Origin of the sequence: Bacillus sp. JJ1609, assembly GCF_036967045.1 — a bacterium.
In the GTDB taxonomy this organism is placed as follows: Bacteria; Bacillota; Bacilli; order Bacillales; family Cytobacillaceae; genus Mesobacillus.
The window spans coordinates 101,068-124,871 of record NZ_JBALSS010000004.1; the positions used below are offsets into that span (position 1 = coordinate 101,068).

At 44.7% G+C, this 23,804-nt stretch carries 18 protein-coding genes; 2 read left to right on the forward strand and 16 right to left on the reverse strand.

Going from position 1 to position 23,804, the window contains the following annotated elements; translation table 11 throughout:
- Nucleotides 1-56 precede the first annotated feature (56 nt).
- From rho to V7654_RS02965, 6 genes are all read right to left on the reverse strand, one after another.
- On the reverse strand, nt 57-1,331 hold the full coding sequence (gene rho, locus V7654_RS02940) for a transcription termination factor Rho (RefSeq protein WP_335377394.1): 1,275 nt from the start codon (nt 1,329-1,331) through the stop codon (nt 57-59).
- A 318-nt stretch (nt 1,332-1,649) separates the two neighbouring features.
- Nucleotides 1,650-2,612: a class II fructose-bisphosphatase gene (gene glpX, locus V7654_RS02945; protein ID WP_207501370.1), complete on the reverse strand. Its 963-nt coding sequence runs from the start codon at nt 2,610-2,612 to the stop codon at nt 1,650-1,652.
- 265 nt (nt 2,613-2,877) lie between these two features.
- Nucleotides 2,878-4,164 carry a UDP-N-acetylglucosamine 1-carboxyvinyltransferase gene (locus V7654_RS02950; RefSeq protein ID WP_335428342.1) on the reverse strand — a complete coding sequence of 429 codons (1,287 nt, stop codon included), beginning with the start codon at nt 4,162-4,164 and terminating at the stop codon, nt 2,878-2,880.
- A gap of 326 nt (nt 4,165-4,490) precedes the next feature.
- Entirely contained in the window at nt 4,491-5,135 is a 645-nt protein-coding gene (gene fsa / locus V7654_RS02955) for a fructose-6-phosphate aldolase (protein WP_335428344.1), read from the reverse strand.
- Between the two features lie 100 nt (nt 5,136-5,235).
- On the reverse strand, nt 5,236-6,093 hold the full coding sequence (locus V7654_RS02960) for a class II fructose-bisphosphate aldolase (RefSeq protein WP_207501373.1): 858 nt from the start codon (nt 6,091-6,093) through the stop codon (nt 5,236-5,238).
- A 398-nt stretch (nt 6,094-6,491) separates the two neighbouring features.
- Nucleotides 6,492-6,860: a response regulator gene (locus tag V7654_RS02965; RefSeq protein WP_207501374.1), complete on the reverse strand. Its 369-nt coding sequence runs from the start codon at nt 6,858-6,860 to the stop codon at nt 6,492-6,494.
- Nucleotides 6,861-7,118: 258 nt separating this feature from the next.
- Here V7654_RS02965 and V7654_RS02970 point away from each other — a divergent pair, with 258 nt between their 5' ends.
- Complete coding sequence (locus V7654_RS02970; protein ID WP_335428348.1) at nt 7,119-7,640, forward strand: DUF2529 domain-containing protein; 522 nt, start codon at nt 7,119-7,121, stop codon at nt 7,638-7,640.
- A 465-nt stretch (nt 7,641-8,105) separates the two neighbouring features.
- Here V7654_RS02970 and V7654_RS02975 read toward each other — a convergent pair whose 3' ends face one another.
- From V7654_RS02975 to V7654_RS03020, 10 genes are all read right to left on the reverse strand, one after another.
- On the reverse strand, nt 8,106-9,707 hold the full coding sequence (locus V7654_RS02975) for a CTP synthase (RefSeq protein WP_335377284.1): 1,602 nt from the start codon (nt 9,705-9,707) through the stop codon (nt 8,106-8,108).
- 252 nt (nt 9,708-9,959) lie between these two features.
- Nucleotides 9,960-10,520: a DNA-directed RNA polymerase subunit delta gene (gene rpoE / locus V7654_RS02980; RefSeq protein ID WP_335428351.1), complete on the reverse strand. Its 561-nt coding sequence runs from the start codon at nt 10,518-10,520 to the stop codon at nt 9,960-9,962.
- Nucleotides 10,521-10,637: 117 nt separating this feature from the next.
- Complete coding sequence (locus V7654_RS02985) at nt 10,638-10,844, reverse strand: hypothetical protein (RefSeq protein WP_335428578.1); 207 nt, start codon at nt 10,842-10,844, stop codon at nt 10,638-10,640.
- A 323-nt stretch (nt 10,845-11,167) separates the two neighbouring features.
- Nucleotides 11,168-14,428 (reverse strand): fused isobutyryl-CoA mutase/GTPase IcmF, encoded by a 3,261-nt coding sequence (gene icmF / locus V7654_RS02990; protein ID WP_335428581.1) that lies wholly within the window; start codon nt 14,426-14,428, stop codon nt 11,168-11,170.
- Nucleotides 14,429-14,430: 2 nt separating this feature from the next.
- On the reverse strand, nt 14,431-15,084 hold the full coding sequence (locus V7654_RS02995; RefSeq protein WP_335428583.1) for a TetR/AcrR family transcriptional regulator: 654 nt from the start codon (nt 15,082-15,084) through the stop codon (nt 14,431-14,433).
- A 40-nt stretch (nt 15,085-15,124) separates the two neighbouring features.
- Nucleotides 15,125-16,264 carry an acyl-CoA dehydrogenase gene (locus tag V7654_RS03000; protein WP_335428352.1) on the reverse strand — a complete coding sequence of 380 codons (1,140 nt, stop codon included), beginning with the start codon at nt 16,262-16,264 and terminating at the stop codon, nt 15,125-15,127.
- Between the two features lie 251 nt (nt 16,265-16,515).
- On the reverse strand, nt 16,516-17,646 hold the full coding sequence (locus tag V7654_RS03005; protein ID WP_335428354.1) for an acyl-CoA dehydrogenase: 1,131 nt from the start codon (nt 17,644-17,646) through the stop codon (nt 16,516-16,518).
- Between the two features lie 111 nt (nt 17,647-17,757).
- Complete coding sequence (locus tag V7654_RS03010; protein WP_335428356.1) at nt 17,758-18,609, reverse strand: 3-hydroxybutyryl-CoA dehydrogenase; 852 nt, start codon at nt 18,607-18,609, stop codon at nt 17,758-17,760.
- A gap of 104 nt (nt 18,610-18,713) precedes the next feature.
- Nucleotides 18,714-19,901 carry an acetyl-CoA C-acetyltransferase gene (locus V7654_RS03015; protein ID WP_335428358.1) on the reverse strand — a complete coding sequence of 396 codons (1,188 nt, stop codon included), beginning with the start codon at nt 19,899-19,901 and terminating at the stop codon, nt 18,714-18,716.
- 313 nt (nt 19,902-20,214) lie between these two features.
- Nucleotides 20,215-22,326 carry a (Fe-S)-binding protein gene (locus tag V7654_RS03020; protein WP_335428360.1) on the reverse strand — a complete coding sequence of 704 codons (2,112 nt, stop codon included), beginning with the start codon at nt 22,324-22,326 and terminating at the stop codon, nt 20,215-20,217.
- Nucleotides 22,327-22,550: 224 nt separating this feature from the next.
- Here V7654_RS03020 and cls point away from each other — a divergent pair, with 224 nt between their 5' ends.
- On the forward strand, nt 22,551-23,750 hold the full coding sequence (cls, locus tag V7654_RS03025) for a cardiolipin synthase (RefSeq protein ID WP_335428362.1): 1,200 nt from the start codon (nt 22,551-22,553) through the stop codon (nt 23,748-23,750).
- The last annotated feature ends 54 nt before the right edge of the window (nt 23,751-23,804 follow it).

Here is a 23,804-nt window from a genome sequence, read left to right on the forward strand (position 1 = left end):
CTCCAATCAACAGGTGCTAAAACTCGATATGCCCTTCAATACAGCAAAAAATAAAATTACTGGCGCTTTGTATTGCCCTTCATTTCTTCACCAAGGACTGCAAAGAAATCTTCATTCGATTTGGACTGCCTTAATTTACGCAGGAATTTTTCCGCGAAGTCAGGAGAATCTGACATCGACTTGCGGATTGCCCATAGCTTATCAAGGTGATCCTTTGGAATAAGCAGTTCTTCCTTACGAGTTCCGGATCTGCGGATATCGATAGCCGGGAAGATTCTTCTTTCTGCAAGTGAACGGTCAAGATGAAGCTCCATGTTACCAGTTCCCTTGAACTCCTCATAAATGACATCGTCCATACGTGAACCAGTATCAACGAGCGCAGTTGCAAGAATCGTCAAGCTGCCGCCTTCCTCGATATTACGCGCAGCACCGAAGAAACGCTTTGGACGGTGGAACGCTGCCGGGTCAATACCACCTGAGAGGGTACGTCCGCTTGGCGGGATGACAAGGTTATACGCACGCGCAAGGCGTGTAATGCTGTCCATCAGGATGATGACATCACGCTTGTGTTCAACAAGACGCATCGCCCTTTCAAGAACAAGCTCAGCAACCTTGATGTGGTTTTCAGGAACCTCGTCGAAAGTCGAACTGACAACGTCGCCTGCTACCGATCTCTCAATGTCGGTTACCTCTTCAGGACGCTCATCAATCAACAGAACAATAAGTTCTGCTTCAGGATGGTTCGTTGTGATGCTGTTGGCGATTTCTTTTATCAGCATCGTTTTACCAGCCTTTGGCGGAGCAACGATCAAACCGCGCTGTCCGAACCCGACTGGTGCGAGGACATCCATGATTCTTGTAGAGACCTTATTATGGGTCGTCTCCAGTTTCATCTGGCGGTCAGGATATAGAGGCGTAAGTCCAGGGAAGTGTACCCTTTCCTTTGCAGATTCCGGGTCGTCGCCGTTCACTGCTTCTACCTGAAGCAAGCCGAAGTAGCGTTCGTTTTCCTTTGGAGGACGCACCTTACCTGAAACCTTGTCACCGTTCCTCAAGTCAAAACGACGGATTTGCGAAGCTGAAATATAAATGTCCTCGGAGCTTGGCGAATAATTGATCGGACGCAAGAAACCGAACCCTTCCGACTGGATGATTTCCAGGACACCTTCCATGAAAAAATAACCCTGCTGTTCTGCACGTGCTTTTAGGATGGCAAAAATCAGTTCTTTTTTTGACAATTTGCTGTAGTAAGAAACTTTATATTCCTTTGCAAGTTCATACAGCTCTTTTAATTTCATATTTTCTAAGCTTGAAATATTAACTTCCATAATGTCACCACGCCTTAAAATATTTCGTTTTCCCCCATAAAAAATAAAAAAAGAATTTAGATTTTAGAAGATATGGATGGAAAAAGAAGAAATGAGTTTCCCTTGAAGGATGTAAGAAGGAATTAATGAAGACTTTCTTTTCTGAATTTAGATCTTTACGAAAAGAGCCTGGATGCAAGCAGATTTCGAAGTAAAAACAATTTTTATTTTACCCTTAATCAGGAAAAATAATCAATATATTTTTAAACTAGCTCCATTAATCATAGAGTCGGATTAATGGAGCTAGTTTGGAAGGGTTTGCAATCATGGACAAAAAAATTCTTATTTCATCACAAAATGAGGCTTATGTTTCAGGCTGTGCTGGCCTTCAATAAAACGGACTGTGCCTGATTTCGCACGCATTACGACTGAATGTGTGGAGCCATAAGAGCCTTTGAACTGAACACCCTTCAGCAATTCGCCGTCAGTTACGCCTGTTGCTGCGAAAATCGCGTCATCTCCACGGACAAAGTCTTCCATAAGAAGGATTTTATTCACATCGATACCCATCTTCTTGCAGCGCTCTAGTTCAGCATCATTTTGCGGAAGCAATTTCCCCTGGATTTCTCCGCCGAGGCTTTTCAATGCTACCGCAGCAATTACGCCTTCAGGTGCTCCGCCTGATCCAAACAGGATGTCAACGCCTGTAAAATCAAACGCCGTATTGATCGCACCGGCAACATCGCCATCGTTAATCAGCTTGATCCTTGCCCCTGCTTCGCGAAGCTGTGCAATGATATGCTCATGGCGAGGACGATTTAACACCGTTGCCACGACATCTTCAATGTCTTTATTTTTCGCTTTTGCGACTGCCTTCAGGTTATCGAGAACGGAAGCGTTGATATCAACCATCCCGACTGCTTCGGGTCCAACCGCAAGTTTATCCATATACATGTCCGGCGCATGCAGCAAGTTGCCGTTATCCGCTACTGCAAGTACAGCTAGAGCATTCCAGCCACCTGATGCGACAATATTCGTTCCTTCCAACGGATCAACCGCTACATCCACACGCGGACCATAGCCTGTCCCAAGTTTTTCACCGATATACAGCATCGGTGCTTCGTCCATTTCCCCTTCACCGATTACGACCGTGCCTTTCATCGGAATCGTGTCAAAAACATCTCTCATTGCTGAAGTTGCAGCATCATCAGCCTCGTCTTTTTTACCACGGCCCATCCAGCGGGCTGAAGCAAGCGCTGCTGCTTCGGTTACGCGGACAAGCTCCATCGTTAAGCTACGTTCCATCGGATCCTCCCCTAATCATGAAAGCGCTAATGTCCACCTGAAAATGTTTAGCTTCAGCACCTGGGGGTCCTCAGGTCAAAAGACGTCTCCCTCTATTCATCAGGAACTGTCTTAAGCCTGCCGGACTTGCACAGGAAGGCCTGACGTCGATCTTGTCACAGGACGTGGCTAGATCGTCGACGGTCAAATATGCTATACTTTTTCGTTTTTCGATAGGCATTAGTACTACTTTTTTGTATTGTACAACTCCATTGTACTATACTTTTTATGATTTTTTTATCTCTTCTTGCTCTTCAGACGTCATATCTTCACGCCAAATTGTGGCACCTAGGCCATTCAGCTTTTCTACGATATGGCTATAGCCACGGTCGATATGGTCCACTCCTGTGATTTCCGTAACACCCTCAGCCATCAAACCGGCGATGACTAGGGCTGCGCCGGCGCGAAGATCACTGGCTTTCACCTTTGCTCCCTGAAGCTTAACAGGGCCACTGATGATAGCTGATCTGCCCTCTACTTTAATGTTGGCGTTCATTCTTCTTAGCTCGTCGATATGCTTGAATCGAGCGCCATATATTGTATCAGTCACAACACTTGAACCCTCCGCTCTTGTCAGCAGAGATGTAAACGGCTGCTGCAGGTCGGTTGGGAAACCAGGATAAACAAGGGTTTTAATATCAACTGATTTATATTTATCGGCAGGAGCAACAAATATTTGTTCGTCACCAGCTTCAATCTTAACTCCCATTTCCTTCAGCTTCGCCACGAGAGATTCAATGTGCTGAGGAATGACATTGTCGATCAGCACACCTTCACCGATAGCCGCACCAAGAATCAGGTAAGTGCCCGCCTCGATCCGATCAGGAATGATCGTGTGGCGGCAGCCATGAAGCTCGTCTACCCCATCGATACGAATCACATCTGTACCCGCACCTTTGATTTTTGCTCCCATATTTGTCAGCAATGTCGCGACATCAATGATTTCAGGCTCTTTTGCCGCATTTTCAATGATGGTCCGGCCTTTTGCACGTACAGCAGCAAGCATGATATTAATTGTTGCCCCTACGCTGACAACATCTAAATAAATCCTTGCACCACGAAGCTCGTCCGCTCGCAGGTAAATGGCACCCTGCTCATTCGTGACACTTGCTCCTAGTGCTTCGAAACCTTTTATATGCTGGTCAATCGGCCTAGGTCCCAAATGACATCCGCCAGGAAGGCCAATGACAGCCTTTTTGAAACGACCAAGCATTGCTCCCATCAAGTAGTAGGATGCTCGCAGCTTTTTCACTTTTCCATTCGGCAAAGGCATGGAAATCATGGAAGACGGATCAACCGTCATTTCATTGTTCGCAAACTCAACTGAACCGCCGATTTCCTCCATCAAATCTTTTAGCATATGAACATCGGAAATATCCGGCAAACCTTCAATGGTAACCGGCGATTCTGCTAAAATCGTCGCGGGGATCAAGGCTACCGCACTATTCTTGGCACCGCTGATCCGAACAGTTCCTTTTAATGGATAACCGCCAGCAATCTTAAGCTTTTCCATTTTTGACTCCCTTCTAAGCCGTGATATGTAAAGGTCAAGCTGGAGAAGCAAACAATGTGTCAGCTAAGACCGATTTAGGCTCGTCTATAATTAAAATTTTCTCCGGAAATACAAGGTACATTTTTCCAACAAATATAGTCAGATTCCGGCAGTTTTCTATTCCTCTAGTTTACACGATATTCCCAAATTCATGTAATAAAATGCAAAAAACCTCAAATTGGGTAAAAGTTCCTAAACCATGATCCAAAACTCAAAAACCAACCACTTTAACGCTTTAAACCATTGGGGGTCTGACCCCCAATGCGGTAGTGCGGTAAAGCGGTGGCTTATCCTCGGGAATTCCAGTCTTTTAAGAAGGCTTCGATTCCTTTGTCTGTCAGCGGGTGGTTGAACATTTGCTGGATGACCTTGTAAGGAACTGTTGAGATGTGCGCTCCTCGCAATGCTGCATCCGTTACGTGCTGTGGATGGCGGATGGAAGCGGCAATGATTTCTGTTTCAATTCCGTGGATTGTGAAAATATCGGCGATCGTTGAAATTAGGTCAAGACCATTGTGGCCGATGTCATCCAGTCTTCCGAGGAATGGGGAAACGTATGTAGCTCCTGCTCTTGCTGCAAGCAATGCCTGGTTCGCACTGAAAACGAGTGTTACGTTTGTTTTGATTCCTTCTTTTGAAAAAACAGAGACTGCCTTGAGGCCTTCTGGAGTCATAGGTACCTTGACTGTAATGTTTGGAGCGATCGCTGCAAGCTCCTTGCCCTCTTTGATCATTCCCTCTGCATCAAGTGCAATTACTTCTGCACTTACAGAACCAGGTACAAGCTCAGTGATTTCCTTCAAGCGGTCTTCAAAAGTAACATTCTTTTCTTTTGCTACAAGGGAAGGATTCGTTGTGACACCTGATAGAATTCCCAGTGCATAGGCCTCGCGAATTTCTTCCATATTGGCAGTATCGATAAAAAACTTCATTTGTAAACGCCTCCAGTCGACAAAATTTTCAATCACATTAAAATGGAATAAAACCGCCTTATAGTAAGGCGGTTTTAATTATAACAGAATTTATTGCCTTTTACGCTTTGTTAGAAGAACCGAATTCGCGCATTTTGCCAGCTACAGTTTCTCTAATAGCATCGCGAGCAGGTCCTAGGTATTTACGTGGATCGTACTCTTCCGGCTTCGCAGCAAGAGTCTCACGAACTGCTTTAGCAGAAGCGATTTGGTTTTCAGTGTTAACGTTGATTTTAGCTGTTCCAAAAGAGATGGACTTCTGGATATCTTTTGTAGGGATTCCAGTTCCGCCGTGTAATACTAATGGTACACCAGCAGTTTTGTTGATTTCTTCCATTTCTTTAAAACCAAGGTTTGGTTCACCTTTGTAAGGGCCGTGAACAGATCCTAGTGCTGGAGCAAGGCAGTCAATGCCAGTGCGCTTAACAAGTTCTTCACATTCTTTAGGATCAGCATAGATAACTCCGGCTGCAACTACATCATCTTCCTGTCCGCCAACTACTCCTAGTTCAGCTTCAACAGAAACTCCTTTTGAATGTGCGTATTCAACAACTTTCGAAGTAATTTCAACGTTCTCTTCGAAAGGACCGTGAGAAGCGTCGATCATGACAGAAGTGAATCCTGCGTCGATTGCTTCCTTACATTTTTCGAAGCTTGAACCATGGTCAAGGTGAATTGCGACAGGAACTGTAGTTTTATAGTCCTCCATCAAACCTTCTACCATTTTCACAACCGTTTTGAAGCCACCCATGTAACGTGCAGCACCCTCAGAAACACCAAGGATAACTGGTGATTTCTCAGCTTCTGCAGCTTGAAGAATCGCTTGAGTGAACTCAAGGTTATTTAAGTTAAATTGCCCAACAGCGTAGCCTTCCGCATTCGCTTTTTTCAGCATTTCAGTCATTGAAACTAAAGGCATTATTTTTCCTCCTTCGATATGATCTTCTTCATTTTGACTATACTACCATTTTAAAGGTTTTCCTTCTCTGCATTTGTTTATGTACCCGAGAAAGGTTTCGCCAAAACGAATCTGATCCTGTGGAATTCATATGTATCATACCAAAAGAAATTCAGAAATGCCATTGTTCAACCCTTGTTTTTGCAAGTGTCATAAAAATGCTATAAAGGAAACGCTGCCAATAATTTGATTAATCAATTAACTTTCTTTTTAACTTAAAAAATTCCATTTTGTGTAATTAACAAATATAAAATAGCCCCTCTCAAAAAATTCAAGAGGGACATTACTATGTATAAAAAATCAGGTTTTTTTCTTACGAAATAGTAAAAATGTTAAAGAAACAGGTTGTCGTAAAACCTTTATGAAACTGTTTGCGAGTATTTTTTCACAGCTGCGCGGATATCATCGATATCAAACGGCTTTGCAAAATGAGTGAGTGCTCCGAGGTCCATTGCTTCCTGGATCATATCCAGCTCACCGTAAGCGGTCATAATGATGACACGGATGTCCGGCTCGATGACCTTCATTCTCTTAAGAATTTCAATTCCATCCATGCCTGGAATCTTCATATCCAATAGGACTAGATCCGGTGGATGCTTTTTAACGATATCCAGGGCCTGGACGCCATTTGCAGCCTGATACGTTTGATAACCTTCTTTTTGCAGCACTTCATTAAGTAGAATTCTGATGCCAAACTGGTCGTCAACAATAAGTATTTTTTCTTTCATGCCGCCTCTTCCCCCTAATAAGTTTTTCAGACACTTTTCATCACTTTTTTGCGTATTTTGCATTATGCAAAATGCTGGCGAAAATAGTCTTGATTTAGATGTTGGTCCAGGAAACGCTCTTCGGTTTATCCCCAATTACATATTTCGTTAAAATTATTGAAATTCCTGCCATATTTTTAAAGTTATTTTTCGACAGGACCTTTTACCTTCTCATTGTAGTCCTATATAATCAATATTGGCAAAGACGGAGGTGCTTTTATGTTAAAAATGTTTTCGACACAGTTAACTGGATTATTTAAAAGACTGCAGGATAAAGAAGAATATTCGATTGAAGATGGCGCACGGTTATTGGCACAGGCTGCAGCCGGACAAGGCACGATCTATATTTTGGGAACAAGGGAAATGAATGCGATTGGACTGGAAGCCATATACGGAGAGGAACCATTGCAATCCGCCTCTATTTTAACAGATGAAGCAGAGTTGGAAGCTGCCGACCGCGTGCTAATTGTAAGCCGTTATTCTGATGACTCAGAGGCTGTTCGAGTGGCCCGTAATTTGCAGGAAAAAGGAATCCCCTTTGTGGCAATTTCCACTGTCCGCGGAGAAGCTGATGTGGAAGGCCTTGATAACCTTGCAGACGTCCATATCGATTTACGCATGACAAAAGGTTTGCTGCCGGATGAACTGGGCAACAGAGTTGGCTTTCCAACTTCCATGGCCGCCCTGTTTATCTATTTTGGGCTGAAGTTTACGATTGAGGAGATTTTGGAGGAGTACTAGTTACTTTTTTTGTTGGTGATCAAGTCAACTGGTGAAAAAAAGACTTTAACTGGTGAAAAACGAAGTTCAACTGGTGAATAACGAAGTCCAACTGGTGAATAACCGATTCAACAAGTAAACTACCCTCTGCAACAGTAGAACTGTCTCCCAAGCAAACTAAATTAAGGGATAGGATCTATGCAATCTTTTGCTGTTTCCGGTGTTACTTTGATCCAACTGGTATTAAATCCTTTCCAACTGGTATTATATTCATCGCAACTAGTATTAAATTAAATCCAACTGGTATTATCATCGCCGCAACTGGTATTAAAATCGATTTTCAGGCTTTTCAGCTGAAAATCGATATGTTTTTCTTCAATATTCCAGGCATAATCCATCGTATATCCCATAACAACAAATAAAGCCGGTACATTCCCCTTATATCGAGGGGAAAATGTACCGGCTTTTTGTGTATTTCACGCAATATTATCGACGAGATTTGATTGATGCTTCAATAAAGTCTCTGAATAATGGCTGCGGGCGTGTTGGTCTTGATGTGAATTCCGGGTGGAATTGGGATGCCAGGAACCATGGGTGATCTTTTAACTCGATGATTTCAACAAGGCGGCCGTCTGGGCTTGTACCAGAGAATAGGAAGCCTGCTTTTTCCATTGCCTGTCGATATTCATTATTGAACTCGTAACGATGGCGGTGGCGCTCATAAATGACTTCATCCTGGTAAGCAGCGTATGCTTTTGTATCTTCATCAAGCTTACATGGATATAATCCAAGGCGAAGTGTTCCGCCAAGGTCTTCGATATCCTTCTGCTCAGGAAGAAGGTCGATGATTGGATATGGTGTGCTTGGCATGATTTCTGCAGAGTGAGCATCCTTAAGTCCAAGTACATTGCGGGCAAATTCAACAGATGCTAGCTGCATGCCAAGGCAGATTCCGAAGAATGGAACTTTGTTCTCGCGTGCGTATTGCGTAGCAAGGATCTTTCCTTCGATACCGCGATCGCCGAAGCCGCCAGGAACAAGGATTCCATCCACATCGTTCAGTAGTTCAACGACATTTTCAGCTGTTACTTCTTCTGAGTTAACCCATTTGATTTCGATATCGCTGTCAAATGCATAGCCTGCATGCTTTAATGATTCAACAACAGAAATGTATGCATCTTGAAGCTCAACATATTTACCTACAAGAGCGATTCTTGTTTTACCGGAAAGGTTTGTCACTTTCTCAACAAGCGCGTTCCACTCTGTCATATCTGCCTGGCCGCAATCAAGCTTGAAGTGGTCACATACAAGCTGGTCCATCTTCTGTTCCTGCAATGCCAGCGGAATGGAGTAAAGAGTATCCGCATCAGCAGCTTCAATAACTGCGTCCTTATCGATGTCACAGAAAAGAGCGATCTTGTCTTTCATATCTTGTGAAATAGGCATTTCTGTACGAAGAACGATGATGTTTGGCTGAATTCCAAGACTGCGCAATTCTTTTACGCTGTGCTGAGTCGGTTTTGTTTTCATTTCGCCAGCAGCTTTGATGTAAGGAACCAAAGTACAATGGACGTACATGACATTATCGCGGCCAACATCATTTTTAATCTGGCGGATCGCTTCCAGGAACGGCAATGACTCGATGTCCCCTACTGTTCCGCCGATTTCTGTGATAACCACATCAGCGCCTGTTTCTTTACCAGCGCGGAAGACACGGTCTTTGATTTCATTTGTGATGTGTGGAATAACCTGTACAGTTCCGCCAAGATAATCGCCGCGGCGTTCCTTTTTAAGAACTGTTGAGTAGATTTTTCCAGTTGTTACGTTGGAGTACTTATTTAGGTTGATATCGATGAAACGCTCATAGTGGCCAAGGTCCAAATCCGTTTCAGCACCATCGTCTGTAACGAATACTTCACCATGCTGATAAGGGCTCATTGTCCCAGGATCCACGTTAATGTATGGATCAAATTTCTGGATTGTAACGTTCATGCCCCTGTTTTTCAGCAATCTGCCTAGGGATGCTGCTGTGATCCCTTTTCCAAGTGACGAAACTACGCCACCGGTAACAAAAATATACTTTGCCATAATGTAATCCCCCTCATCAAACAGTTTGTACAATATGCACCTGTTTAATTGATTTATTAATAAATTTTTTGCTCTTTGATGTGGCTCAGATCATGCTATTTTCCGTCCATGAGCCTGTTCTCCGGGGAAAATAAAAAAACGCCCCGCATACAAAGTATGGGGAGCGTTTTGTCGCTGTTTTAAATAATCGTCCTTTTTTAAGGAGCCCAAAAAGTATTCTACAGCCGGTCATACTAAAAGTCAAGCTGTGATTTACAGATCTTCGTCTTCCTCTAAATCTTCATCTTCGAGAGGGATTTCGTCTTCCTCTTCGTCTTCTAGCAATTCATCGTCATCCTCGAAGTCTTCAGTATCTTCGATTTCTTCGTCAATTTCGTCCTCATCGTCATCATCAAGAAGATCATCGTCTTCATCATCTTCATCGAATTCGTCGATATCGTCGTAGTCAAGTTCATCCTCATCGATTTCGTCGAAGTCTTCGATATCATCCTCATCAACCGCTTTCTTCGATTTCTTCTTCTTAGGCTTGACTGTAGTGACATTGTCCTCTTCCATTTGGTCAACAGGGTACCAAACACGCAGTCCCCAACGGGATTCTCCCTGTGACATGAATCGGCCATCTATGTTTAAATCTGTATAAAACTGAACCATTTTTTCAGTTGCTTCAGCTTCGCTCAGTTCAAGAACCTTCGCAATTTCATTCATTAACTCATTAAATGTTACTGCCTGCTTCTTCTCTTTTAGTAGTTCGAATGCGGCTTCAATCAAAGACATTTCTTGAAGCTCTTCTTTTGAGTATTGTTTTAGACTCAACCTTCGCACTTCCTTTCTCTATTCCAGGCCTTACCCGGCATTGCGTCCGAAAACAAGGAAAATATCCCAGAATGCATATTCTACATTATAAACAAATTCTAAACCTTTATGCTAGTTTTATCTGTCGTTTCTATCGCTTTTTTCGCTTTCTATCCCGGCTTCATGTTGACGTGTCCGCTGGTTCTTCTTTTTTCTTGATAGCTGGGTATAAGCCAGGTAAAAGAAAAAGATTGAGAGAAGAAAAAAAGGTATGGCACCGAGCTGACGCTGATATAGATAGTATGAGGCTGCAGCTGCTGTAGCCGCTCCTGCTGTAAGCAACACCAATCTCAATTCATTCACATCCTGCAGTAGGTCGTATGTACCAACTCTAGTTGATTTACTTGTTTCTATCGCTCTGTTTCGTCTTCGAAATGAGCCTATAGTTAGATTATATAAGATATGTTGGAAAAATGTATGTAAAAGTTTTATAAAATTGTTTTTCTGCAGTCGACTTAATAGTGATTAAATGCAGGAATGGCTTATAGTAAGCCTACAAGCCATCCTGCAATGATGTCATATTTTTCTAGTTGTGTCCTACCTTTATTCACAAACTCCCCGTTTTTTAAACATGGGATGTTTCCAATTTTTCGTAAAATTTTCTTTCATTACATATTCCTGCGGAACTGGCCGCCCACTTCATATAGCGCCCTTGTAATTTGGCCAAGACTAGCGTATTTCACTGTCTCCATCAGCTCAGCAAAAATATTGCCGCCGCTGACTGCCGCTTCCTTCAGGCGTTTAAGTGCTTCTTCTGAATGATCCTTGTTCATATCCTTGAATGATTCAAGATTGCGGATCTGTGTTTCTTTTTCTTCAGTCGTCGCTCTTGCAAGCTCCATGTTGTCGACTTCTTCTTCAGATGGAGGATTCGGATTCAGGTAAGTGTTCACACCGATAATCGGCAGTTCTCCAGAATGCTTCTTCATTTCATAATGCATGGACTCATCCTGGATTTTCCCGCGCTGGTACTGTGTTTCCATTGCGCCAAGCACGCCGCCGCGATCATTGATTCGTTCGAACTCTTGAAGCACTGCTTCCTCTACCAAATCAGTCAACTCTTCGATAATGAATGCACCTTGTAGCGGATTTTCGTTTTTCGTCAATCCATGCTCCTTCGTGATGATCATCTGGATTGCCATCGCCCTCCGAACTGATTCCTCTGTAGGCGTTGTGATGGCCTCATCATAAGCATTCGTATGAAGTGAGTTGCAATTATCGTGCAGCGCCATCAAGGCTTGAAGCGTTGTACGGATGTCGTTGAAATCGATTTCCTGTGCGTGCAGAGAACGGCCTGAAGTCTGGATATGGTACTTCAGCTTCTGGCTTCGCTCATTCGCACCGTACTTGTTTTTCATTACTGTTGCCCAGATACGGCGGGCTACACGGCCAATCACGGAATATTCAGGGTCAAGGCCATTCGAGAAGAAGAAGCTCAAGTTAGGTGCAAAGTCATCGATCTTCATGCCTCTGCTCAAATAGTACTCAACATATGTGAAGCCATTCGACAACGTGAATGCCAGCTGCGAAATCGGGTTCGCACCTGCTTCAGCAATATGGTAGCCAGAAATCGAAACAGAATAGTAGTTGCGGACCTTTTCATCGATAAAATACTGCTGGATATCGCCCATCATTCTTAGCGCGAATTCAGTAGAGAAGATACACGTGTTCTGTCCCTGGTCTTCTTTTAAAATATCAGCCTGCACTGTACCGCGGACTGTTTGCAGCGTCATTTCCTTAATGCCTGCAAACTCTTCTTCCGTCAACTTGCGTCCAAGCTCGGCTTCCTTCTTTTCCACCTGCTGCTCTATCGCTGTGTTCATGAACATTGCCAAGATGATTGGAGCCGGACCGTTGATTGTCATCGATACAGATGTCGATGGATGGCAAAGGTCGAAGCCTGCATAGAGCTTCTTCATATCATCAAGCGTACAAACACTTACTCCACTTTCTCCGACCTTTCCGTAAATATCAGGACGGTAATCCGGATCTTCACCATAAAGGGTTACGGAATCAAAAGCTGTGCTCAAGCGCTTTGCACTATCATCCTTAGAAAGGTAATGGAAACGGCGGTTTGTTCTTTCTGGCGTTCCTTCTCCAGCGAACTGGCGCTTTGGATCCTCCCCTTCACGTTTGAACGGGAATACTCCTGCTGTATAAGGGAAGCTGCCCGGTACATTCTCAAGATATACCCAGCGTAAAATCTCGCCATAATCCTTGTATTTCGGCAATGCTACCTTTGGAATCATCAAGCCGGACAAGCTCTTCGTCTTCAATTCAGTGACGATTTCCTTATCACGGATCTTTGTCACGAACTTGTCAGCACTATACTTTTCCTTCAATGCTTCCCAGTTTTCGATGATATTCTTTGATTCAGGAGTCAGCTTTTTCACAAGCTCTTCTTTCAATACTTCAAGGGATTCAAGGACTTCTCTGTATGTCTGGCTTTCTTTTACTGCCTCAATTGTTCCTTCGATTTGGAACAATCTGCGAGCAAGCTCAGCCTGTTCGGCCGCATTCTTATGGTAGCCGCGGACCGTCTCAGAAATCTCTCTCAAGTAATAACGGCGGTCGTTTGGAATGATGATATTTTGCTTTTCAACGATTGCATTTGTGGAAAAAACTGTCGTCCAGTTCGTGCCCGCTTTTTCATTGATTTTATTGATAAGGTTAGCAAACAAAGCATTTGTGCCTGGGTCGTTGAACTGGCTGGCAATCGTGCCGTACACAGGCATTTCATCCAGGTCTTTGTCCCATAGTAGATGGCTGCGCTGGTACTGCTTCTGCACCTGGCGCTTTGCATCTTCAGAGCCCTTGCGCTCGAATTTGTTGATGACAATCAAGTCAGCGTAATCGATCATATCGATTTTCTCTAGCTGTGAAGGTGCGCCGAATTCACTCGTCATGATGTACATTGAAACATCGCACACTTCTGTAATTCCAGCGTCTCCCTGCCCGATGCCGCTTGTTTCAACGATAACGAGGTCAAAGCCTGCTGCTTTTACAACATCGATTGCATCTTTAATCGCAAGCGATAGCTCGGATTTTGATTTCCTTGTAGCAAGGCTTCGCATATAAACTCGTGGAGAGAAGATCGCGTTCATACGGATTCGGTCGCCAAGCAGCGCTCCGCCTGTTTTTTGCTTAGTAGGATCAACTGATAAAATCGCTACGCGTTTTTCAGGAATTTCATTGATGAAGCGCCTGATCAGTTCATCTGTCAGCGAGCTTTTACCTGCGCCGCCTGTACCGGTGATTCCAACGACAGGAACAGCTTTCGTCATCGTCTTCACTTTTTCCATTAAGCTTTCTACTGCCGCTGCAGTTTCTTTTTCCGAACCAACCTGCTGCTCAGCAAGAGTAATCAGCTTCGCAACTGCATTTGGATAACCTGACTCAAGCTTTTCAATTTCCTCGACGCCTTCTGCTGTCACAGTCGGGAAATCGCATTCCTTGATCATTTGCTCGATCATGCCATTAAGGCCATACTTCCTTCCATCTTCCGGAGAAAAAATGCGCGCGATTCCGTATTCATGAAGCTCTTTTATTTCCCGAGGAATGATGACCCCTCCGCCACCGCCATAAATTCTGATGTGGCCCGCGCCTTTTTCCTTTAAAAGATCATACATGTATTTAAAATATTCCACGTGTCCGCCCTGATAGGAAGAAATCGCAATCCCCTGTGCATCTTCCTGAATGGCGGCATTCACAACCTCTTCAACGGAACGGTTATGCCCGAGGTGAATGACCTCAGCACCCAGTGATTGAAGAATTCTTCTCATGATATTGATTGAGGCATCGTGGCCGTCAAACAAACTTGAAGCTGTCACAAAGCGAATATGATTTTTTGGCTTATATGTTTCCGTCATACTCATTCTGTACCCCCTGTTCTTAATTTCATTTCCGATCCTTTTATCCCCCTGAAAAGCAGTTCGGTCTGCAGTTCTGTATATTCTTCAAGTGTATACAGCTTCTGCAGTGCCCAGCGGCGGAATCCCCACATCTGCCCCTGGACGAAAATATTGTGGGCGATGATTTTGACGTGCTTTTCATCCAAATCCAGCTCGCCATTTTCGACGCAGCGCTGGATCACGTCTTCGAACATCGCAACCATTTCAATTTCTTTTTTTAGCACATAGGGAAGGGCATCCTTTGTCAGCGATTTTACTTCCTGGTACATGACAAGTACTTCATCCTGAAGATCATCCATTACCTTGAAGTAGTTCGCAATTCCCACCTTCAGGCTTTCAAGAGTCCCCTGGTTCGTATCAAGGTTTTCCTGAAGACGGTTGCGAACCTCGTCGTATATACTGTCGCAGACTAGATAAAGGACGTCTTCCTTTGTGCGGATATATTCATAAAGGGTACCGATGCTAAAGCCTGAAGCCCGGGCAATCTCTCTGGTCGTAGTGCGGTGAAATCCCTTCTGCTTGAAAAGGGTAACGGCCCCTTTGATCATCTGGTCGCGCCTCTTTTTCACCAGGCGCTCATCTTTTACCGATGCCTGCACTTCTCGCTTCTTCATCACTTCTCTACCCGCCTTGTTTCCCATTTTTCCAAAGGCCTTATTTTGTCAGCATACGTGATATAACCAAGCGCTGGATTTCCTGTGTTCCTTCGTAAATCTGCGTGATTTTCGCGTCGCGCATGAAGCGTTCCACTGGATAATCCTTTGTATAGCCATAGCCGCCGAATACCTGGACAGCTTCAGTTGTTACCTTCATCGCAGTGTCACCAGCAAACAACTTGGACATTGCAGATTCTTTGCCATATGGAAGTCCTTCAGACTCTAGCCATGCAGCCTGGTAAGTCAGCAATCTTGCAGCTTCAACAGAAGTAGCCATGTCAGCAAGCTTGAAGCCGATTCCCTGGTTGGCAGCGATTGGCTTGCCGAATTGCTGGCGTTCTTTTGCATAACCAACCGCTGCATCAAGCGCGCCTTGCGCAATACCTACAGCTTGAGCAGCAATACCGTTGCGGCCGCCATCGAGTGTCATCATCGCAATTTTGAAGCCTTCACCAACTTCGCCAAGGATATTTTCCTTTGGAACGCGGCAGTCTTCAAAAATGATTTCAGTTGTTGGAGATGAACGGATCCCTAGCTTTTTCTCCTTCTTGCCAACGGAGAAGCCTGGGAAGTCGCTTTCGACGATGAAAGCTGTTGTTCCTTTATGCTTGCTTGTTGGATCTGTTAAAGCGAACACGACATAAATGTCAGCCACGCCGCCGTTTGTGATGAAGATTTTAGAACCGTTCAGCACATAGTGGTCGCCGTCTTCTTTTGCAGTCGTTCTCATTGCACCTGCATCAGAGCCGCTTCCTGGTTCAGTAAGGCCGTATGCGCCAATGCTTTTGCCTTCCGCCATTGGTCTTAAGTATTTTTGCTTTTGTTCTTCATTGCCGAATTTGAAAATCGGCCAGCCCGCAAGTGAAGTGTGTGCAGAAAGCATTACCCCTGTGGATGCACATACGCGGGACAATTCTTCAACTGCGATGCAGTATGCTAGATAGTCACTGCCAATTCCGCCGTACTCTTCAGGCCAAGGAATCCCTGTCAGGCCAAGCTCAGCCATTTTGTCAAAAATCTCGCGGTCAAAGCGTTCTTCTTCGTCACGTTCAGCAGCAGTCGGAGCCACTTCATTCTTCGCAAAATCCCGTACCATTTTTCTGATCATGTCATGTTCTTCGGATAATCTAAAATTCATTTTTGTTTCCTCCGTAACTGTTGGATTTATATTCGCCTTGTTAAACTAGTCTGTTGATTTCCACTCCAGACGCTTCGCTTTCCGCGGGGGGGGGGAGGCGCTGAGCCTCCTCGCACCCGCTGGCGTCTCTGGGGTCTCACCTGTCCAGCTGATCCCGCAGGAGTCTCGCGTCTTCCGTTCCAATCAACAGGGCTTTTTAAATTGAAAGTCTATGACAGAATCATTCAATTAAAACTAGTACCCAATAAACTTTATAACTGCTTACTAATAACAATCTTCTGGATTTCACTGGTGCCCTCGTAAATTTCAGTCACCTTCGCGTCACGGAAATAGCGTTCAACCGGATATTCCTTCGTATAGCCATAGCCGCCGAATACCTGGATCGCTTCTGTTGCCACTTCTACAGCTGTCCTTGAAGCGAAAAGCTTTGCCATCGATGCTTCCAAGCCGCATTTTTGTCCTTCGGAGCGAAGCTGGGCTGCGCGATAGATTAATAGTTTCGCAGCTTCAACGGAAGTAGCCATATCGGCAAGCTTGAAGCCGATGCCTTGCTGAGCAGCGATTGGTTTTCCGAACTGCTGTCTATCCTTTGCATATTCAGTTGCTGCCTCTAAAGCCGCTTCCGCAATCCCCAGCGCCTGTGCGGCAATTCCGATCCGGCCGGAATCCAGGTTGCTCATCGCGATTTTAAAGCCTTCGCCTTCCTGGCCGAGCAGGTTTTCTTCAGGTACCTTCATGTCTTCGAACGTAAGCTGGACCGTACGAGAACCATAGAGGCCCATTTTGTGCTCATCCTTGCCCACGATGAAGCCTGGAGTGTCCTTCTCAACAATAAAAGCCGACACACCCTTTGTACCTGCTTCCGGATTTGTGTTAGCAAAGACAATGTAAACATCTGCTTCGCCGCCGTTCGTAATGAACACCTTAGAGCCGTTCAATACATAATGGCCATCCTTCTTTACCGCCCGCGTTTTCAAGCTTGCCGCATCCGAACCAGCGCTCGGTTCCGTTAGACAGAAAGCTCCAAGGTATTCACCCGCAGCCAGCTTCGGTACGTATTTCTGCTTTTGATCTTCTGTTCCAAAATATAAAATTGGATTCGTGCCTACTGATGTATGGACTGAAAGGATCACGCCAACCGTCGCGCTCACCTTAGAAATCTCATGGATGGCGATGATATAAGAAATAAAATCCATCTCTGCGCCACCATACTGCTCAGGAACCGGAATCCCCATCAAACCAAGCTCGCCCATTTTCTTCAAGATTTCCTTTGGGAACTCGCCATCCTCCATCTTTTCAACAAACGGCGCAATCTCACTCTGCGCAAAATCACGCACCATCTTCCGCATCATATCCTGCTCTTCCGTAAACCTAAGATTCATATGCCAACCTCCCTTTACCGCTTTAAAGCCCCGGGGGTCTGACCCCCAGCACTTCACCGCATCACCGCATCGGGGGTCTGACCCCCAGCGCTTTAACGTGTTAGTGTGTTGTTATTGGTATGTGTAGAAGCCGCGGCCGGATTTTTTACCGAGCCAGCCTGCTTTTACGTATTTTCTTAGCAGTGGGCAAGGGCGGTATTTGTCGTCGCCGAAGCCTTCGTGCAGTGTTTCCATGATGTAGAGGCATGTGTCGAGGCCGATGAAATCTGCTAGTGTCAGCGGGCCCATTGGATGGTTCATGCCGAGCTTCATGACTTCGTCGATCGCTTCCTTCGTGGCGACGCCCTCGTACAGCGTGTAAATTGCTTCGTTGATCATTGGCATCAGAATGCGGTTTGATACGAAGCCAGGAAAATCATTTACCTCTACAGGTACCTTTTCCAGGGTTTTTGTAATATCCTCAATTGTTTGATAGACTTCATCCGCCGTTGCAAGTCCGCGTATGATTTCAACAAGCTTCATCACTGGAACGGGGTTCATGAAGTGCATGCCTATTACTTTCTCAGGTCGTTTAGTAGCCGCAGCGATTTCTGTAATCGGCAAGGATGAAGTATTAGAAGCAAGAATCGCATGAGCTGGAGCAATTTCATCCAACTGGGCGAAAATCTTTGCCTTGATGTCCATGTTCTCAACAGCCGCTTCAATGATAAGGTCAACCCTTGCTGCATCTTGCAAGTCATGTGAAGATGTAATTCTGCCAACGATCTCATCTAGCTGTTCACCAGTCATTCGTCCTTTATCTACTTGGCGGCTAAGATTCTTCTTGATTCCAGCCAATCCACGTTCAACGAATTCGGCTTTGAGATCATTCAATAACACGCTGTATCCTGCCTGTGCGCATACCTGGGCAATCCCTGACCCCATTTGGCCTGCACCGATTACCATAATTGTTTGAACACTCATCGTTTCTCCTCCAGCTTCATTAAAAATTTCATATCAACAGAGGGCAGAATCAAACTGCCCTCCCCATCAAACTTCATATCAAGTTAATCTATTATCCAGTAACCTTATTGCTTCGGGACCTCAATCATCACTGCGTCTCCCTGGCCACCGCCGCTGCAGATCGCCGCAATGCCGACCCCGCCACCGCGACGCTTCAGTTCATGCATCAGGGTAAGGATGATGCGCGCCCCACTCGCCCCGATTGGGTGTCCAAGGGCAACCGCTCCGCCGTTTACATTGACCTTCTCAGGATCAAGGTTCGCGATGCGTCCGCTAGTCAAAGCTACAGCAGCAAAGGCTTCATTGATTTCAAAAAGGTCGATTTCCTCAAGGGATTTCCCTGTTTTCTTCAACAGCTCGTTAATCACCAATCCAGGTGTTTTTGGGAAGTCCTTCGCTTCAGTCGCGATCGCCGCATGCCCAAGAATGACTGCCTGTGGTGTCCTTCCTTCACGCTGGGCACGCTCTTCACTCATCAGCACAAGAGCCGCCGCACCGTCATTGACGCCTGGCGCATTACCAGCTGTGATTGTACCGTCTGAATTGAATACAGAGCCCAGTTTTGCAAGCTTTTCAAGCGAAGTATCCTTCCTTGGCGATTCATCATGCTGAACTAGAATAGGGTCACCTTTTCGCTGCGGCACTTCGACAGGAACAATTTCTTCAGCAAACTTGCCTGATTCGATGGCTTCGATTGCCCTCTGGTGGCTGCGGTATGCCCACTGGTCCTGCTCCTCGCGGCCGATTTCCAATTCTTTTGCGACTTCGTTTCCATATGTGCCCATGTGCACACCTTTGAAGCTGCAAGTCAAGCCGTCATGAATCATTAAGTCCTTCACCTGGCCATCACCCATTCTCAAGCCCCAGCGCGCCTTTGGCAGAAGGTACGGTGCGTTGCTCATCGATTCCATTCCGCCAGCGACAATGACTTCCTCATCTCCCGCACGGATGATCTGGTCGCCAATAGTCAAGCTGCGCATTCCAGAAGCACAAACCTTATTAACCGTTTCTGTCTTTACTTCCCACGGAAGACCCGCTTCTCTCGCTGCCTGGCGTGAAGGAAGCTGCCCCTGTCCTCCCTGAAGAACAGTTCCAAGGATGACTTCGCCTACTTCCTCAGGATTAACATCTGCTCGTAGTAGCGCTTCTTTTACCGCGATTCCCCCTAGCTGGCCTGCAGTAAATCCACTCAGCGCTCCGCCAAGCTTGCCGAAAGGTGTTCTTGCTCCTGCTAAAATGACTGTTTTACCCATGATTATCTCTCCCCTACTAATCTATTAATAAGTGAAAAAAATAAATTCTCATCTGGTCCAAGTTACGATGACTGAACGCTCGCTCGATAACTAGCTTAAAAAATAAACCTTTAAATGAAATGTAAAAAATTGATGAATTTCTAAGAGGTTGATTTGCCGATTCGGCATCCATAGATGTAAGCGCTTTATCATACTATTCATTTTACTTTAAAAATAGTAGAAATTGAAACACTTTGCTAAAAATTCAAAATAGATTCATCGAATTTTTCAGGTGAGTCAACTTCTACTATTTGGGTGTGAGCATTGATTTATCTTATGATAGGAGTGGTTTTAGTTCTCCAAAAACCGACTTTTCTAGCAGTTCTGCTACGTCGAGTGTATCTACGCTTTCTTCTACTTCCTTCGCTTTCGTTCCATCGGAAAGCATCGTTAAGCAGTATGGGCATCCGGAGCTGATGACGGAAGGATTCACTGATAATGCCTGTTCTGTACGGGCAACATTGATCCTGTGCCCTGTTTCTTCTTCCATCCACATCAAGCCGCCACCGGCGCCGCAGCACATTGCGGTATCGCGGTTTCGTTCCATTTCCTTCAATGTTACGCCTGGAATCGCCTTTAAGATATCACGCGGTGCGTCATAAACCTCATTGTATCTTCCAAGGTAGCACGAATCATGGAAAGTAATCGTTTCGTTCAATGCATGCTTCGGAACGAGTCTTCCTTCTTTCACTAACTGCGCAAGAAGCTCTGTATGGTGATAAACCTCTGCTTCAAGTCCAAAGTCAGGATATTCGTTCTTAAAGATATTGTATGCATGAGGGTCAATCGTAACGATTTTCTTTACTTCATTTTTCTCGAATTCTTCAATGTTTTTCGTCGCAAGCTCCTGGAACAAGAACTCGTTTCCAAGACGGCGTGGAGTATCGCCGGAGTTCTTTTCCTTATTTCCAAGGATCGCGAATTTGACGCCTGCTTCGTTCAGAAGCTTAGCGAATGATAGCGCGATTTTCTGGCTGCGGTTGTCATAGGAACCCATCGCGCCAACCCAGAATAAGTATTCAAATTCTTCATCTGTTTTTTTCATTTCTTTTACCGTAGGAACAACGACATCGTCGCGAAGCTCGCGCCAGTCTTCTTTTTCCTTACGGTTCAAGCCCCAAGGGTTACCCTGGCGTTCGATATTCGTCATTGCGCGCTGTGCGTCAGCGTTCATTTTACCTTCTGTTAATACGAGGTAACGGCGAAGGTCGATGATCTTGTCAACATGCTCGTTCATAACCGGACATTGGTCTTCACAGTTACGGCACGTCGTACATGCCCAGATTTCTTCTTCAGTGATTACATCGCCAATCATGCTTGGATTGTATGCAAGACCTGCAGCTGCTTCCTCTGCACCTTGTCCCGCTGCTGCAAGCGCGATTTGATTGCCTTTCGTATTCCCAAAAGCGAATGTAGGAACCCATGGCTGCTTGGAAGTGACAGCCGCACCGTGCAGTGTTAAATGGTCACGGAGCTTGACGATCAAATCCATTGGTGACAGCATTTTGCCTGTACCGGTTGCCGGACACATATTCGTACAGCGGCCACATTCAACGCAGGCATAGAAATCGATCATTTGCTCATAATTGAAATCGGTGATTTTACCGGCACCGAAAGTTTCCTGAGTCTCGTCTTCAAAATCAATCTTTTTAATCTTTCCTGGAGAATCAACCTTAGTCAAATACACATTGGCAGGACCTGCGATTAAGTGTGCGTGCTTTGATTGTGGCACGTATACAAGGAATGCCAGCAAGAACAGCAAATGGATCCACCATGCGATATAGAAAATCGTGATGGCGGCTGTCTGTGGAATTCCGCTGAATACGGTTGCGATAAGCGATGCAACCGGCTCTGTCCATGTACCCTCATGACCATGCCAGATCATGCCCATTCCGTTTCCAAGCAGGACAGAAAGCATCAATCCGCCAATAAACAGAAGAACAAGACCGTTTTTAAAGCCGCGCTTCAAACGGACAAGCTTTTCAACATAACGACGGTAAAAAGCCCATACGACTGCAACAAGAATCGTCAATGTCACGATTTCCTGGAAAAACGTGAAGCCTGGATACAGTGGTCCAAGCGGTAAATGTGAGCCTGGCTTTAAACCTTTCCAAATAAAATCAATTGCCCCAAACTGGACAAGAATGAATCCATAAAAAAACATAACGTGTATGATACCGCTTTTTTTGTCTTTCAAAAGTCTTTTCTGGCCAAATACATGTACCCAGATTCTTCTTACACGCTCTTTTACATCATCATCAAACTCCGATTTCTTGCCGAGCTTGATGTATTCGATTCTCGTTTTAACCACATAAACGAACAAACTGACTGCGTAAGCGGTTACAAGCAAGAACGCGATAAGATTGATCCAAAGCAGACCGTTCATAAAATCGTTTACCCCTTTCGATGCTGATTTTTGGATAAAAATTTTTAAACAAACCAATTTTCTGAATATACCCTTATTTCCATTATATAATGAATGAGCATTCAGTCAACTCATTTCCTTTCATTTCTGAAAATTGTTTATACTCCCTCTTTTACAGGAACATAACATATAACATGCAATTTCGGCAAAGATAAAATAAATACTTTAAAGGGAGCCGAATCGCTATGGAGATTGGATGGATTTTATTTTGGATTATAGCAGGGCTTGCCTTGTGGGTGTATGCAGACTTTATCCTCGGAAGAAAAAAACATCTGTCAAACGTAAATAGAAATGTTTTACCTATGAGAGAAAGTAACCTTGCCATTTTTGCAAAAGGTCCTGAGCTGTTTGGGGACCTTTTTTCAGAAATAAAAAAAGCAAAGCAGCACATTCATATTCTGTTTTACATTGTTCAGGATGATAAAATAAGCCAGGAGTTTCTTACGATTTTAAAAGAAAAAGCTCAAGAAGGTGTCGAAGTCCGCCTTCTGGTAGACTGGGTCGGCAGCGGGTTGAAGCGGAAGTCGATCCAATCCTTGAAGGATGCCGGTGTCGAATTCGCCTATTCTCAAACACCGAAATTCCCTTTCCTTTTTTATTCCTCACAGGTGCGGAACCATCGTAAAATTACTGTCATTGACGGCCACATCGCTTACCTTGGCGGCTTTAATATTGGTAAGGAATATTATGATCAGGACCCAAAGCTGTCACCATGGCGCGACTACCATTTAAAAATGACCGGTGAAGGAGTCATGGACCTGCAAAAAGAGTTTCTCGAGGATTGGCGAGCAGCTGCTAAGGTAAATCTCCTAAACGACAAGGCATATTTTCCGCCTTTGGAAAAAGGGTCAATCCGCCAGCGGCTCGTTCCAACAGAAGGAATTCTGCTCGAGGAACTTTTTGCAAACCTGATCACCGAGTCTAAAAAATCGATTTTCATTGGCACCCCTTATTTCATTCCAAGTAAGAGAATTTTTAATCTTTTACTGGATGCACTAAAAAAAGGTGTCGCTATCACAATTCTCGTTCCTCACAAAGCAGATCATATTTTAGTAAAAGAAGCCTCCCATCCTTATTTAAGGACACTGCTTAAGGAAGGCGCGGAGGTATACCAATATTTAAAAGGATTTTACCATGCCAAGGTTGTTATTATCGATGACCAAGTGTGTGACGCAGGAACGGCTAATTTTGATAAAAGAAGCATGTTTCTAAATTATGAATTGAATTGTTTGATTTATGATCATGCTTTTATCAAAAAAGTAAATCATATCGTTACAGAGGATATCCTTAATTCCCAAAAGGCGACACTTCAGGAACTGAATCGGATTAACATGCTGCTTTCCGTCAAGGAAAAGGCTGCACGGACGATTTCTTACTTTTTATAAGGGTCTGTTAAACAAGGCTGTTGATTTTCGTTCCAGGCGCTTCGCTTTCCGCGG

Bases quoted from the DNA above. Each gene is read 5' to 3' on its own strand.
- glpX (WP_207501370.1), bottom strand. From the start codon at position 2,612: ATGGAACGTAGCTTAACGATGGAGCTTGTCCGCGTAACCGAAGCAGCA.
- V7654_RS02950 (WP_335428342.1), bottom strand. From the start codon at position 4,164: ATGGAAAAGCTTAAGATTGCTGGCGGTTATCCATTAAAAGGAACTGTT.
- fsa (WP_335428344.1), bottom strand. From the start codon at position 5,135: ATGAAGTTTTTTATCGATACTGCCAATATGGAAGAAATTCGCGAGGCC.
- V7654_RS02960 (WP_207501373.1), bottom strand. From the start codon at position 6,093: ATGCCTTTAGTTTCAATGACTGAAATGCTGAAAAAAGCGAATGCGGAA.
- V7654_RS02965 (WP_207501374.1), bottom strand. From the start codon at position 6,860: ATGAAAGAAAAAATACTTATTGTTGACGACCAGTTTGGCATCAGAATT.
- V7654_RS02970 (WP_335428348.1), top strand. From the start codon at position 7,119: ATGTTAAAAATGTTTTCGACACAGTTAACTGGATTATTTAAAAGACTG.
- V7654_RS02975 (WP_335377284.1), bottom strand. From the start codon at position 9,707: ATGGCAAAGTATATTTTTGTTACCGGTGGCGTAGTTTCGTCACTTGGA.
- icmF (WP_335428581.1), bottom strand. From the start codon at position 14,428: ATGACGGAAACATATAAGCCAAAAAATCATATTCGCTTTGTGACAGCT.
- V7654_RS02995 (WP_335428583.1), bottom strand. From the start codon at position 15,084: ATGAAGAAGCGAGAAGTGCAGGCATCGGTAAAAGATGAGCGCCTGGTG.
- V7654_RS03000 (WP_335428352.1), bottom strand. From the start codon at position 16,264: ATGAATTTTAGATTATCCGAAGAACATGACATGATCAGAAAAATGGTA.
- V7654_RS03005 (WP_335428354.1), bottom strand. From the start codon at position 17,646: ATGAATCTTAGGTTTACGGAAGAGCAGGATATGATGCGGAAGATGGTG.
- V7654_RS03010 (WP_335428356.1), bottom strand. From the start codon at position 18,609: ATGAGTGTTCAAACAATTATGGTAATCGGTGCAGGCCAAATGGGGTCA.
- V7654_RS03015 (WP_335428358.1), bottom strand. From the start codon at position 19,901: ATGGGTAAAACAGTCATTTTAGCAGGAGCAAGAACACCTTTCGGCAAG.
- V7654_RS03020 (WP_335428360.1), bottom strand. From the start codon at position 22,326: ATGAACGGTCTGCTTTGGATCAATCTTATCGCGTTCTTGCTTGTAACC.
- cls (WP_335428362.1), top strand. From the start codon at position 22,551: ATGGAGATTGGATGGATTTTATTTTGGATTATAGCAGGGCTTGCCTTG.